General features: G+C 70.9%; 10 protein-coding genes. 7 read left to right on the forward strand and 3 right to left on the reverse strand.

What is annotated here, in order from left to right:
• Positions 1-46: 46 nt before the first annotated feature.
• The gene (locus NAMU_RS25795) at positions 47-1600 is read right to left on the reverse strand and encodes a DUF2079 domain-containing protein (protein WP_169312555.1); all 1554 of its coding nucleotides are present in this window, start codon (positions 1598-1600) and stop codon (positions 47-49) included.
• 348 nt (positions 1601-1948) lie between these two features.
• On the opposite strand from NAMU_RS25795, the gene NAMU_RS25800 reads away from it, so the two are divergent.
• Positions 1949-2584, forward strand: a complete 636-nt coding sequence (locus tag NAMU_RS25800; RefSeq protein WP_015750279.1) for a ClpP family protease — start codon at positions 1949-1951, stop codon at positions 2582-2584.
• A 2-nt stretch (positions 2585-2586) separates the two neighbouring features.
• Positions 2587-3198 (forward strand): ClpP family protease, encoded by a 612-nt coding sequence (locus NAMU_RS25805; protein ID WP_015750280.1) that lies wholly within the window; start codon positions 2587-2589, stop codon positions 3196-3198.
• Between the two features lie 202 nt (positions 3199-3400).
• Here the strand turns inward: NAMU_RS25805 and NAMU_RS25810 are convergent, their stop codons facing one another.
• Both NAMU_RS25810 and NAMU_RS25815 read right to left on the reverse strand, forming a co-directional pair.
• A complete protein-coding gene (locus NAMU_RS25810) occupies positions 3401-4672 on the reverse strand; it encodes an IS110 family RNA-guided transposase (protein WP_015746281.1) in 1272 nt (423 codons plus the stop codon).
• Between the two features lie 349 nt (positions 4673-5021).
• Positions 5022-5468 carry a helix-turn-helix domain-containing protein gene (locus NAMU_RS25815; RefSeq protein WP_015750281.1) on the reverse strand — a complete coding sequence of 149 codons (447 nt, stop codon included), beginning with the start codon at positions 5466-5468 and terminating at the stop codon, positions 5022-5024.
• Positions 5469-5720: 252 nt separating this feature from the next.
• Here NAMU_RS25815 and NAMU_RS25820 point away from each other — a divergent pair, with 252 nt between their 5' ends.
• The 5 genes from NAMU_RS25820 (at position 5721) to NAMU_RS27930 (ending at position 13817) form a co-directional block, all read left to right on the forward strand.
• A complete protein-coding gene (locus NAMU_RS25820; protein ID WP_015750282.1) occupies positions 5721-6656 on the forward strand; it encodes an SPFH domain-containing protein in 936 nt (311 codons plus the stop codon).
• Entirely contained in the window at positions 6653-7279 is a 627-nt protein-coding gene (locus NAMU_RS25825) for a hypothetical protein (protein WP_015750283.1), read from the forward strand. Before NAMU_RS25820 ends, NAMU_RS25825 begins: the two co-directional genes overlap by 4 nt.
• A gap of 168 nt (positions 7280-7447) precedes the next feature.
• The gene (locus NAMU_RS25830; RefSeq protein WP_015750284.1) at positions 7448-7735 is read left to right on the forward strand and encodes a DUF4242 domain-containing protein; all 288 of its coding nucleotides are present in this window, start codon (positions 7448-7450) and stop codon (positions 7733-7735) included.
• 110 nt (positions 7736-7845) lie between these two features.
• On the forward strand, positions 7846-10422 hold the full coding sequence (locus NAMU_RS25835; protein ID WP_138180478.1) for a helix-turn-helix transcriptional regulator: 2577 nt from the start codon (positions 7846-7848) through the stop codon (positions 10420-10422).
• Between the two features lie 317 nt (positions 10423-10739).
• Entirely contained in the window at positions 10740-13817 is a 3078-nt protein-coding gene (locus NAMU_RS27930; RefSeq protein ID WP_138180480.1) for a putative bifunctional diguanylate cyclase/phosphodiesterase, read from the forward strand.
• Positions 13818-13837: the final 20 nt, after the last annotated feature.

Genomic DNA, 13837 nt, shown 5'->3' on the forward strand with positions numbered 1-13837 from the left:
GGAGGTCGGACCGGACGATCGGGTCGCGGTGCTCGAGGTGGGCCGATCAGGACGAGTCGCGATGGAGCAGGACCAGCGTCCCCTGTTGATCGAGCTGGCGGTAGCCCTGCGCCAGCAGCAGGGCGCGACGCTCGGTCAACCAGGACGTGTCGGCGCCGGCCGGTCCGGAGTCCATCCGCAGCACCACCCAGTCGGCCTGCAGCGGCAGGTGGGTGGAGTCGGTCCATTCCGGGCCGGCGACCAGCACCGGATGCCGGTCGGTCAAGTTCCCCAGCAACCCGGCGTCGGCGATCACCCGGGCCCCGTCCGGGATCTGCGCCGAGATCCGCTCGGCCGCCGTGCAGAACTGGCACTCCTCCCGGGAGGCCGCCACGGTGATCGGCAGCTCGGTGGTGTGCACCTGGTAGTCGATGACGACGGCGAGCAGCAGCCCGGCGGCCAGGCCCTGCGGCGAGGTCCAGAAGGCGCGCACCCGCTGCGGGGTGATGCCCCGGCGCTGCCGCCGCTGGGCGATCGCCACCGCCAGGGCCAGGAAGCACACGACCATCAGCGGGCCGTCGTAGTAGTACTTCATCTCCAGGTAGACCTCGCGCTGCGAGGCGAACCGGGCCACCAGGGTCGGCAGCATGACCAGCATCAGCGGCGAGCGCAGGCCCAGCGCCGCGGTCACGGCCAGGGCCGCCAGCAACGTCAGGCCGTTGAGGCTGAACAGGTTGGCCAACACGGTCTGGCCCAGCGCGAACGGCCCGGACGGTGCCGCGGCCGAGCCCAGCGCGAAGTAGGTGTACGTGCCGGTGTAGCTGAACCAGGGGATCACCACCATGGTCAGCAGCCCGAACGCCAGGACCGAGCCGGCCAGCAGGCCGATGGCCAGGGCCCAGCGGCGCTGCAGCAGCACCACCAGCCCGATGCCGGCGATGAACAGCGGGGTGTCCTCCTTGACCAGCAGCAGCGCGCCGCACCACAGCACCAGCCGGCCCGGCCGATCGTCCAGCAGCGCCTCCAGGGCCAGGGCCAGGAACGCGACCGTGAAACAGGCCTCGTGGAAGTCGAAGTCGAGCACCTTGAGCACGCCCCAGGACAGGGCGAACGCGACACCGATGTAGTAGCCCAGCCCGCCGAGCCGGCGCACGGCCACCCGGGTGACCACGTGCACGGCGACGGCCAGCATCACCGCCTGGGCCAGCAGCAGCGTCATCACGCTCGGCCAGATCCGGTAGAACGGCGCCAGCACCATCATGATCGGCGTGAAGTGATCGCCCAGGCTGTTGAACGGTTCCTGGGACTTGATCAGCACTTTCGGGGTGCGGCCCTGGGCGTAGTTGGCGATGGCCTGCTGGAAGATCGTGATGTCGATGGTCGTCTTGTACTGCAGGTGCCGCAGGATCGAGTCGTAGGCGTAGACGACGAACGCGGCCACGCTGACGGTCCAGATCGCCAGCCGGCGGCCCCGGCTCAGCTCCGCCGTGGGGACCGGCCCGAACAGGCCGTCGGCGCCCGGCGGGGTCGTCAGCCAGGCCCACCGCCCGGCCGCCGCGCGATCCCGCGGGACCGAGCGGCGCACCGGCAACGGCGGGCTCGGGGCCGCGGACTCAGGCACGGGACTCCTCATGGTCTCGAACCTCGGCGGCTCGGGGGGCGAGCACCGACTCGGTCGATCTGGACACGAACTGGACAGGAACTGGACGAAGTGTGCCGGATCGGCGGGCGGCTGCACACTCCCTGTCGACGGCACAGACGTCCCGGACCCCGATCGGTGCCCGGCGCACCCCCAAGCGTGACCAACGCGACCCGAGGGTGCGGCGATCCGACCGGGCCGATCGATCTCGGCCGATCAATCCCGGGCACATCAACCCAGGGCAGATCCACCCAGGGCGGATTCGGGCTCGCCGGGCGGGGCCGGCCGGCATCGTCGAGGGATCAGCCACCCACGACCCCGGGAGGATCCATGCCCACCCTGACCACGCCCGACGCACCTGGCCTGTCCGGCGGATTCGACGACCAGTTGGCCGGCCGGCTGCTGCATCAACGCATCGTGGTGCTCGGCCAGCAGGTCGACGACCCGATCGCCAACCGCATCTGCGCCCAGCTGCTGCTGCTGTCCGCCGAGGATCCGCGGGCCGATATCAGCCTCTACATCAATTCGCCCGGCGGCTCGGTCTCGGCCGGCCTGGCCATCTTCGACACCATGCGGTTGATCCCCAACGACGTGAGCACGCTGGCCATGGGCCTGGCCGCGAGCATGGGCCAGTTCCTGCTCACCGCCGGCACGCCCGGCAAGCGGTTCGCGCTGCCGCACAGCCGGATCCTGATGCACCAGGGCTCCGCCGGCATCCGGGGCACGGCCGTCGACGTGCAGATCCAGGCCGAGAACCTGGAGTACGTCAAGGCGCTGATGCACCGGCTGACCGCCGAACATTCCGGTCAGGACGTGGCGACCATCGAGCGGGACTCGGACCGGGACCGCTGGTTCACCGCCGATCAGGCCGTCGAGTACGGCCTGGTCGACGCGGTGCTGGCGTCGACCTCGGACGTCCGGCCGGCGGCCGACCGCCGCCGCATCGGCCTCGGACTGGGGGCCTGATCATGGGGCACTACACCGTCCCCACCGTCATCGAGCGGACGCCGGCCGGCGAACGGGTCGTGGACGTCTTCAGCCGGCTGTTGTCCGACCGGATCATCTACCTGGGCACCGAGATCGACGACGACGTCGCCAACGTGATCGTCGCCCAGCTGCTGCACCTGGAGTCGGACAACCCCGACGCCGAGATCGGCCTGTACATCAACTCGCCGGGCGGATCGATGTCGGCGATGACGGCCGTCTACGACACCATGCAATTCGTGCGGGCGCCGGTGGCCACCACCTGCGTCGGCCAGGCCGCTTCGGCCGCGGCGATCCTGCTGGCCGCCGGCGCCCCCGGCCGGCGGGCGGTGCTACCGCACACCCGGGTGCTGCTGCATCAACCCTCCACCGGCGGCGAAGGTCAGATCTCCGACCTGACCTTGCAGGCCCGCGAGCTGCTGCGGGTGCGCGAGCAGATGGAGCAGGTGCTGGCCCGGCACACCGGACAGGACGTGGCCACCCTGCGCCGGGACACCGACCGGGACAAGGTGTTCACCGCCGAGCAGGCGGTGGCCTACGGGCTGGCCGACCTGATCGTCAGCGCCCGGCCGCCGGCCCTGGCCCGCCCGGCCTGACCGCCCCCGCCGCACCCGCACCCCCGGACCCGCACCGCACCCGCACCCGCACCCGCACCCGCACCCGCACCCGCACCCGCACCCGCTGTTGATCAGTCGAAAATAGGTGACGGGCGGCTCGGACGGGGGCGTGTTTGAGTTGCCGGCCTGCTGGTGTGGGCTGGTTGGTGACGGGCGTGGGGGTTGGCGGGGCGGGGTTAGTTCATGCGGCGTCGTTGTGGGTGACGGTGTAGCCGTTGGTTTCGAGGATGGTGCGGGCGCGGCGGATCCGGTTCTTGTCCAGGTCGCGGCGGCGGTATTCGTTCAGGTAGGTGGGTCCGAGGTCGTGGTAGTCGGTGTCTTTGCGGATCAGGTGGTGACAGGTCTCCAGGATGATCCTGGAGATCGCGACCAGGGCTTTGGTTGGTTTCATCCGGGTACACAGATCGGCGTACTTCGCGGCCAGGTACGTGCTGTGGGTGCGGGCGGCGGCCTTGGCGCACTGGAACAGCACTGCGCGTAGTGACCGGTTGCCCTTGCGGGTCCGGGTCGAGAGGTGTCGTCCGGCTGATTCGTTGTTCCCGGGGCTGAGCCCGGCCCACGAGGCCAGCCGGTCGGTCCCGGTGAACCGGCTCATGTCGATCCCGATCTCGGAGACGATGATCATCGCGGCGCGGCGGCTGACTCCCGGGATCGTCTCGAGGTGGTCAACCGCTCGGGCGAAAGGGGCGATCTCCTGGTCGATCTGTTGGTCCAGGTCCGTGAGGAGCGTGTCGAGGTCGTTGATCTGTCGCATCATCGTGGCGGCCAGTCGCGCGTGGTGGTCGGTGAAGTGTCCGGTCAGGGCCTCGGTCAGTTCCGGGAGCTTGCTGCGCATCCGGACCAGCGCCAGGTCCGCGACCTGGCGGGGATCACTCATCGCCCCGGCCGGGTCGTTGATCATCGCGTGCAGCATCGCGGTGGCCGATTTGCCGGTGATGTCGCTGACCGTGCTGGACAGCTTGATCCCGGCGGATTCGAGCAGATCCTGCAGCCGTTGCACGGCGCGGGTCCGGTCGCGGACCACGTTGCTGCGGTACCGGGTCAACTCCCGCAGCTCCCGCACCGGGATGTCCGGCACGAACGAGGGTGTGACGAGCCCGAGCTGAGCCATCCGAGCGATCCATTCGGCGTCCTTGACGTCGGTCTTGTTGCCCGGTACCCGTTTGACGTCCCGCGGGTTGAGTAGCCAGCATCTGAACTGGTCTTCCAGCACCAGGAACAATGGTTTCCAGTACACCCCGGTCGATTCCATCGCGACCAGCTCGATGTCCAGTTCGGTCAGCCAGTCCCGTAGCCGCAGCAGCGATGGTGTCGTCGTGGCGAAGGTGCGGACCTTGAGTCGTTTGACCCGGCCGTTCTCGATCAGCCGGACCGCGACCTTGACATCGCGCTTGGAGATGTCCATCCCCGCGACCCGGCCGTAGGCGATCTCGTCGTCGTCGATCACCGGCATCAGCCTTACCTCCGTTTCCGGTATCCCTTGTGACGGGTGGTGCCGCCGTCGGGTGGGAGGTCTCCCGGCAAAGACGATCAGTCACGTGCTCGAAGCAACACCACGGGATCCCTGACCGACCTCCAGCGTCCAGTTCATGGCCAGGCTCGCCGGCACCAATCAACATCGACGTCAGACAACCCGAGGGCAGCACCAAGAACATTTTCGCCGCCACGGGACGGCCCGCAAGGGCCCCCAGTCGTTCATGGGAGGAGGGTCGTTATCGCTCCGCGATAACGACACTCCTCCCATGATCAACTCCAACCCGGGGGGCGTGCTCCAACCCGGGGCGTGCTCCAACCCGGGGGGGTCAGGCAGCCAGCAGCACCGGGCCGGCCGGACTCCCCGCCGGGGCCAGCGCGCCGGCGCAGCGGCGGGTGAACTCGGCCAGGCTCAGACCGAGGGAGCCGGCGGCCGCGGCCAGCATCTCCGAGGAAGCCTCCTTGCGACCCCGCTCCACCTCGGAAAGGTGCTGCACGGACATGCCGGCCCGGCCGGCGACGTCGGCCAGGGTGCGGCCCTGGCGCCGGCGCTCCTCCCGCAGGACGGCCCCGGACACCTCGCGCCACAGCGGCTCGCGCCGAGCCGGCGCTGGACCCGGTGTCCGCGTCCCTGCCCCGGCCGTCATCCCAGCGCTCGTCATCCCAACGCCCGTCATCCCACCGGGCGCCCCGGCCGTCAGCGGTCGAGCCGTGGGCTTGTTGCCCGCGATCCGGCGGCGCTCCCGCTCCCCGGCCAGCGACACGACCTCACCCATCGGATCCCGCCTTTCGTGGTGGACCTGCTCGACTCCCTGCCGCGACGGTAGGCCGGCTCGGCCCGACCCGGTCGGCCGTGAGTGCGTCGTTCGCGACGGGCGCAACCCCCCGTGATCATCCGGGCCGGATGACGCGCGGCCGTCGGGCATGGTCCAAGATGCGGCGGTGCCTGATTTGTCATGCCCGGATAGGTTCGTCACGAACAATCGCGACCGCGGCCCGCTGGCCGTGCCAGTCGGGAGGAACGGTCGATGAGCACTCTTGCCTGGATCATCCTGCTGATCCTGATCCTGCCCGCGATCGGCCTGCTGGTCTGGGTGATCCTGGCCGCGTCGCTGGTCCGGGTGCCCTCGGGCAGCCTCGGGCTGGTCATGTCCCGCGGCAAAGCCACCGACCGCTCGCTGCTGCCGGGCGGGCACTTCGTGTTCGCGTTCCGGCGGGTGATCATTGAGGAGTACCCCTCGGTCGAACTGGCCTACCGGGCGGACGGCCAGAGCGCCGACGAGGGGGTCGGCTTCAACCGCCACCTCGGCGACCGCCGGGTCAGCCGGGGCGCCTTCGACCGGCTGGAGATGTCCGGCCCGCCGCTGCGCGCAACCCTGGGCGACCGGACCGAGGCGGTCGTCGTCTTCACGGTGCGCTTCCAGTTGCTCGCCGAGAACCTGCGCACCGTCCACGAGCGGTTCGGGCCCAACGGGATCTTCGGCATCGTCCGCGATTCCAGCGCCCGGGCCGTCCTGGGCTCGCTGGCCGAGCATCACGACGGCATCGAGCAGTTCTTCGGCGCCGAGCGGCAGGCCTGCGAGCAGCGGCTGGCCACCGCCGTCCGCGACGCCCTGGAGGCCGACGGCATCTCGATGACCGGGTTCGTCCTGGGTACGGCCGACCTGGGCAAGACCGGGGAGGTCGTGCAGGCGACCGTGCGCGCCCAGTACGAGCTCGAGCGGGAACGGGCCGAGGCGCAGACCCGCACCCTGCGCGCCCTCAACGACGCCGACCTGCAAAAGCAGATGAGCTCGCCCAACGACGGGGCCTGGCGCTACCGGGAGACCGACCTGTGGCGCGAGCTGGTCGACCGCACCGAGGCGCTCAACGTGGCCCTGCGGGCCGGGCCCGCGGTCCCGGTCGCCACCGCGGTGAATGAGGACATCCTGGTCGACCAGAACGATCCGGGGGCCCCGGCGTGAACCAGGACAAGTCCTTCTTCGACCGTCTGCTGGAGATCATCGCGGTGCTGCTCCTGGCGGTCACCACCCTGGGCACCGCCTGGTGCGGTTATCAGGCTTCCCAGTGGTCCGGCGTGCAGACCGACGACAACCGGATCGAGGCCGAGCACCGGCTGGACGGCAACCGGGAATTCGGCCGGGCCATCCAGACGATCAGCTACGACACGAACATGGTTGCCCTCTACGCCCAGGCCGTGCAGGCCGGCAACACCGGACTGGTCCAGTTCTACCGGCAGTCGCTGTTCCGGCCGGAGTTCCTGCCGACGCTGGACAAGTGGGAGGCGCAGGTCGCCGCCGGCCAGGCGCCGACCCCCCTGGTGCAGGACCCGGAGTACCTGGACAGTCTGCGTTCGACCTACCTGCAGGCGCAGGAGCAGGCCGACCAGGCAGCGAAGGACGCGCAACAGGCGGGTGACTATTCCCAGCAGTACGTGCTGAACACGATCGTGCTGGCCGTCGCCCTGTTCTTCGCCGGGGTGACCTCCTCGTTCCGGTACCAACCGGCCCGGGCCCTGTTGATCGTGCTGGCCCTGGCCACGCTCGCCTTCGCCGCGTCCCGAGTGGCCGACCTGCCCATCGCCTAGTCGGCCGAGGGGGTGCCGGGTCCCCCGGAGGACCGCAAGGGCGCGCTTTCTGGGTGGCCGCCGGTGCGAAACATGGGGAGCCATTCCCGATGTCGAGCACCCCGGGCTGGCCGGACAGTAGTGGCACACCGGCGGCATCGGGTCGCCGGAGGATCCCGAGGAGCTCCCATGCCCCGCTACCTGATCGAGCGCGACCTGCCGGGTGCCGCGAACCTGACCACCGAGGATCTGGCGAAGATCGCCCGGACCTCCAATGACGCCGTGGCCTCGCTGGGTGTGCCCTACACCTGGGTGACCAGCTACGTCGCCGGCGACAAGATCTACTGCGTGCACGAGGCGCAGGATGCCGAGACGATCCGCGAACACGCCCGCCGCGGCGGCTTCCCGTGCACCCTGGTGGCCGAGGTGACCAACGAGTTCGGCCCGCAGACGGCCGATCTGATGCCGGCTCGGTGATCGGTCCCGCCCTCCGGTTGGCCGGGCGCGGCAATGCCCGGCCGCCGGGGGTCCCTCCGCTCACTCGCCCAGCGGATTTCCCGGTGGCGGTCGCGAATTACTCTCGACGGGTGAAACTGGTCGAAAGGGACCATCCGTTCGATGTCCTGCGGATGGCCATGGTGACCGCGGCGGCCGGGGAGGGCGCCGGTGTCGCGGTGGCCGGCGAACCCGGCATCGGCAAATCGGCCCTGATCGCGGCGGCCTGCCGGGAAGGCTCCGGCATCCGCGTCCTGCGGGCCAGCTGTGATCCGCTGAGCACACCCCGCCCGCTGGGACCGTTCCGTGATCTGGCCGGCGAGGCTGGGTTCTCGGCCGACCTCGCGCGCGAGCCGATGCTGTCCGAGATCTGCGAGCTGGTCTTCCGCGCCTTGCGGGCGGAGCCGACCATTCTGGTGATCGAGGATCTGCACTGGATCGACGCCGCCTCGGTCGACGTGCTGCGCTTTCTGGCCCGGCGGGTGCCCTCCATGCCGGTCGCGCTGCTGGTCAGTTACCGGGACCACGAGATCGGCCCCGGGCACTCGGCGCGAGTGCTGCTGGACGACTTCGCCCGGCTGGAACAGCTCACGACCGTGCGCCTGGCGGCCCTGACGGTGGCGGGCGTCGGCGAGCTGCTTCGCTCGACCGCCCTGGACCCGGTCCGGGTGCACACGCTGACCGGGGGCAACCCGTTCTTCGTCACCGAAGTGGTCAAAGAGCCCGACCTGCCCTTGCCGACTTCGGTCCGGGACGCGGTACTCGCCCGGACCGTGCCGGTCAGCCCGACGGACGTCGAGGTGCTGCAGCTGGTCGCCTGCGCGCCGGATCGGCTCGACGATCGCGCCCTGCCCGCCCTGGGCGTGGACCTGCCCACCCTGCGCCGGCTGGACCGCACCGGCCTGCTGATCCGCAGCCGGGACGGGCTGGTCTTCCGTCACGAACTGGCCCGCCAGGCCGTGGAGAGCACCATTCCCCCGGGCGGAGCGCCGCAGCTGCACGCGCGGCTGCTCGCGGCCCTGGAGCAGATCGACCCACCCGACCCGGCAGTGCTCACGCACCACGCGGTCGGCGCCCGAGACTCCGCCCGGGCCACCCGGTACGCCCGCGCGGCGGCCCAACAAGCCACGAGCGCCGGCTCCCACACCGAGGCGGTGGCTTTCTATCGCACCGCCCTGACCCACCTGGTCGGGGCATCGGCCGGCGAGCGCGCCGATCTGCTGCTGCATCTGGGCTTCGAGGAGTACATGACCAATCGCCTGAACGCGGCGATCCGGACGGTCAGTGCGACCTTCCCCCTGTGGCAGGAGGCCGCCGACCCACGTGGGCTGGCCACCGCCCACGAGGAGGTCGCCGTGTTCGAGTACTACAACGCCCGCCGCCGGCAGGCCGAGGAACATGCGGAACGGGCCTGCGCCATCGCCGGCGAAGCCGGTCCCGAGCTGACGTTCGGGCAGGCCCGGGCGACTCGCGGCTACCTGGCCTACATGCGCAACGACTTCGACCTCGCGCTGGCCTGTCACGACGACGCCGGCCGCATTGCCGAGACCGGCCAGGACCAACCACTGGCCATCCGCACCCGCCTGGTCCGAGCCGCGGCCGCTCTGTCCGGCGGTGACGAGTCGGCGCGCGCCTCGCTCGCGCAGCTGATCGAGGCGGCCCGGAACCACAACCTGGACGAGCTCGCCTCGACCGGCTACTCCAACCTGGCCAACCTCGATGTCGAACAGCGCCGGCTGCGGGATGCGCAACACGTCCTGGAACAGTCCCTGCCGTTCACCGACGAACGCGACATCCCGATCTGCCGGCAGTGGCAGACCGGCGTCCGGTCCCGGTTGCACTTCGCCCGCGGGCGCTTCAGCGCCGCACTCGAAGACGCCGACTTCGTCCTGCACGGTGACGGCATGCCGTTGGCGACCGTCTGGCCGCTGCTGGTGACGGCGCTGGCCCCGCTCCGGCAGGGCACCGTCCGGCCCACTCCCGATCCGTTGGACGCGGCCTGGGACCTGGTCGGCCGCATCGACGAGCCACTGCGCCGATCGGCCGTGTTCTCGGCGCTGGCCGAACGGATGTGGATGACCGGAGTGCCCGATGACCGGGTCATTCAGGACGCCCCCGGCGAGCTCGCCCGGCTCCTCGATGTGCCCGGAACCTCCTGGGCCGCAGGTGATCTCGCCGTGTGGCTGGCGCGGTTGGGCTTGCTCGCCGATCCGACGGTCACCGTGGCCGAGCCGTTCGCGCTGACCTTGGTCGGCCAATGGGACCGCGCGGCGCGGTGGTGGCACCGCGCCGGCGAGTCCTTCGCCGAGGCGATGGCCTGGGCCGACTCCCCCATCACCGCCGACCGGGTCCGGGCCGTCGAACTGCTCGACGCCCTGGGCGCCGTCGGCTCCGCCGACCGGCTCCGGTCCGGCCTGCGCCGCGACGGGGTGGTTGCCGTCCCGCCCCGGCCCCGGGCCGCCACCCGGGCCAATCCCGCCGGGTTGACCAACCGCCAGCTCGATGTCGCCAAGCTGGTCGCCCGCGGGTTCACCAACGCCGAGATCGCCGACCGGCTCTTCATCTCGACGAAGACGGCTGACCATCACGTGTCCGCGGTGTTGGCCAAGCTGGGCGTGGGCAACCGGCGCGCGGTCGTCGTCCAGGCCGACGAACTCGGGCTCGGCTGAGCAGCCGCCACCCGACCCGCGGGACCGGATTCACTCGATCGAGAAGCTCACACAGCCCCCGGCGGACCCTCGCGACCGGCGCTGCCTGCACCGACGGCCGGTGGTCCCGTCGCCGCCCCCGCCACCCTCCGCGTACGCCGCCGGTGAGGCCGGGTGGCGATCACCATCGCGTCCGGCGTTCATTACCTACCGTGATAGTTGCACACCCCGAGTAGCCAGCTGATCGACGTTCCGGGGACACCGGGCGGCCATCGGGCGATTGATCAGGCCCGATCATGGGGACAGAAGGGCAGCTTCACACGGTCGGGGGGTACGGGATGAGGCCAGTCTTTCGGCCGGACCAGCGACGGTGTTCGGCGCCGTCCTCCGGTCCGGTCCGGGTGCTGGTCGCCCTGGGGCTGATCGGGTGGGTGTTGGTGAGCGCGGTGTCCGACCCGCGCCTGGGCCGGGTCGCGGTCGGACTGGCGGCGACGGTGGCCATCGTCGGCGGGGTCATCGCCGGGCTGCGCGGCGGGCCGGCCCGGGGTTGGTGGTGGGCCTCCGGGGCGATCGCGCTCTGGACCGTCGGGGACATGATCTGGTGGGCCGATTCGGCGGCCGACCAGGCACCGGGCATTGTCGCCACCGTCGGCCTCTTCGGGTACGCCGGCCCGGTCCTGGTCGCGGCCTGGGTGCTCGACGGCGCGGCCGAGCGGCCGATGACCTTCATCCGGCAGGTGCTGGACGGCCTCATCGTCGGCGGCTCGGTCCTGTTCGCCGCGTGGGTGCTGCTGATGCATCTCGCGGGCGGCCGAACCGGCTCCGAGCAGGGGCGATGGGCGGCCCTACTGACCCAGACGGCACTGGCCGCGGCCCTGGCCACCACCCTGGTGATGATCGGGTTGACCTACGCCGAGGGGGCCCGGAGGCCCTGGCTGCTGGCGGCCGGCGGCCTGGGCCTGCTCGCGCTGACCAGCGCGGTGGCGTTGACCAACCCGGCGACCTGGCCGCTGGCCGCCGGGTCGGTGGCCGCGCTGCTGCTGCTCGCCGCGGCCACCTGGCGTGATCCCGGGCCGCAGGGGCGACGACCCCGGGCCGTCCTGACCCCGGCCCAGGAGCTCATTCCCAACGCGGCCGTCGTGGTGATCCTGGTGGCCGCCGTCGTCGGCGACATCGTCCGCCGCCCGCCACTGATCGTCGCCACCCTGGTCCTGTTGTCCATGGTGGCCGGCCGGCGGCTGCTGATCAGCCAGGAAAAGCACGCACACGCGACGACCCTGGATCGAGACCTGACCCGGAGCATGGCCGAACTCGACGACGTCCAGTCGCTGCTGCAGCGAGCCTTCGAGGACTCGTTGACCGGCGGATTGTGGACCTCTATCGACGGTCGAATCCACCGGGCGAACCCTGCCTACTGCCGAATGCTCGGCCGCCCGGAGTCGGACCTGGTCGGCACTCGCTTGCCCACGTGGGTCGACCCGGCGAGTGCCGCACGGGCTGAGGAGATGTTCACCCGAGTGGGCACCATCGACGGCGCCGGTCTGCCGGTCGAGCTTCGATACCGCAAGCCCGACGGCAAGCCGCTGTGGGCCCAACACACGGCGGCGGTGTTCCGCACCGTCGAAGGCGCCCCGATCCAGATGGGGGTGCAGGTCATCGACGTGACCGAGGCCCGGATGGCGGCCCGCCGGCAGGCCCATCAGGCCCGCTTCCTGGACGCGATCCTGGAAAACATCGGTTCCGCGGTCGTGGCCTGCGACGCCCAGGGGCAGGTGAACCTGATCAACTTGTGCACCCGGGAGATGTTCAATCTGCCGCCCGCTCCCTGGATGCCGCCGCCCGGCATCGAGCAGCCGCCGGTGTACCACGCCGATGGGATCACCCCGATTCCACCCGACGAGCGGCCGCTGAGCCGGTCGCTGCGCGGCGAGCTGGTCCGCGACGTGGAGACCGTGTTCGGCGAACCGGGCGCGGATCGCCGCATCGTGCTGTCCAGCGCCCACCGCCTCCAGGACGAGGACGGCGCCGTGCTGGGCGCCGTGCTGGTGATGCACGACGTGACCGAGCGCCGGCGGGTCGAGTCCGCGCTGATCCGGCAGGCCCTGCACGACCCGCTCACCGACCTGGCCAATCGCGCCCTGCTGGGCGACCGGCTGGATCAGGCGATCGCCCGCCAGCAGCGCCAGCCCGAGCCGTTCGCCCTGCTGCTGCTGGACCTGGACGGATTCAAACTGGTCAACGACAGCCTGGGTCATCAGGCCGGGGACCAGGTGCTGATCACGGTGGCGACCCGGCTGCGCACGTCCCTGTGGGCCGAGGACACGGTCGCCCGGTTGGGCGGCGACGAGTTCGCGGTCCTGCTGGAGCGCACCTGCGACAGCCAGGCGCTGGCCATCGCCGAACAGCTCCTGGGAGTGCTGCGGCGACCGGTCCAGGTGCACGCCCACACCATCACCCCGGACGCGTCGGTGGGGGTGGCCCTGTCCACCGGCGACGACACCGCCGAGTCGATGCTGCGCAACGCCGACCTGGCCATGTACGCGGCCAAGGACGCCGGCAAGGGGGTGGTGCAGGTCTACCGCGCCTCGATGCACGAGAGCGTGCTGCAGCGGCTGATCATGGACGCCGAGCTCCGGCTGGCCATCGACGAGCAGCAGTTCAGCGTGCACTACCAGCCGATCATCTCGCTGATCTCCGGGCAGCTGCGCGGGTTCGAGGCGCTGCTGCGCTGGCAGCACCCGGTCCGCGGCGATATCCCGCCCAGCAGCTTCATCCCGCTGGCCGAGTCCTCCGGACTGATCGTGCCGCTGGGCGGGTGGGTGCTGCGGGAGGCCTGCAGCCAGGCGGCGCGGTGGCGGCGGCTGTTCCCCCCGACACGATCCCTGACCATGTCGGTCAACCTGTCGGTGCGCCAGATCCAGGAGCCCACTCTGGTGGCGACCGTGCTCGAGGCCCTCACCGATGCCGGGCTCGAGCCCGGGGATCTACAGCTGGAGATCACCGAGAGCACGCTGGATCAGCGCAACCTGATCCTGGGCGTGCTGCACGAGTTGCACGACAAGGGGATCAAGCTGGCCATCGACGACTTCGGCACCGGGTACTCGTCACTGAGCCGGCTGCACACGCTGCCGGTGGACCGGGTCAAGATCGACCGGTCGTTCATCGAGTTGCTGGCCGGTTCGAATCCGGCACCGCTGGTCGCCGCGACCGTGGCCATGGCGCACAGCCTGGGCATGCAGACGACCGCCGAGGGCATCGAGTCGGCCGACCAACTGCCCATGCTCCGGATGTACGGGTGCGACGACGGGCAGGGCTACTACTTGGGCCGGCCGATGTCCGCCGAGGCCGCGACCGCGCTGATCCACACCCAGCTCCGGCGGGAGAGCGCGGACTCGTGGCCGCCGGCCGCCCGTTGACGGCCGGTTCGACCACCGCC

The sequence above is a fragment of the Nakamurella multipartita DSM 44233 genome, assembly GCF_000024365.1.
Classification (GTDB): Bacteria; Actinomycetota; Actinomycetes; order Mycobacteriales; family Nakamurellaceae; genus Nakamurella; species Nakamurella multipartita.

What these genes read in the sequence shown, in the direction of transcription:
- NAMU_RS25805 (WP_015750280.1), top strand. Translation starts at nt 2,587, where the DNA reads ATGGGGCACTACACCGTCCCCACCGTCATCGAGCGGACGCCGGCCGGC.
- NAMU_RS25830 (WP_015750284.1), top strand. Translation starts at nt 7,448, where the DNA reads ATGCCCCGCTACCTGATCGAGCGCGACCTGCCGGGTGCCGCGAACCTG.
- NAMU_RS25815 (WP_015750281.1), bottom strand. Translation starts at nt 5,468, where the DNA reads ATGGGTGAGGTCGTGTCGCTGGCCGGGGAGCGGGAGCGCCGCCGGATC.
- NAMU_RS25820 (WP_015750282.1), top strand. Translation starts at nt 5,721, where the DNA reads ATGAGCACTCTTGCCTGGATCATCCTGCTGATCCTGATCCTGCCCGCG.
- NAMU_RS27930 (WP_138180480.1), top strand. Translation starts at nt 10,740, where the DNA reads ATGAGGCCAGTCTTTCGGCCGGACCAGCGACGGTGTTCGGCGCCGTCC.
- NAMU_RS25810 (WP_015746281.1), bottom strand. Translation starts at nt 4,672, where the DNA reads ATGCCGGTGATCGACGACGACGAGATCGCCTACGGCCGGGTCGCGGGG.
- NAMU_RS25800 (WP_015750279.1), top strand. Translation starts at nt 1,949, where the DNA reads ATGCCCACCCTGACCACGCCCGACGCACCTGGCCTGTCCGGCGGATTC.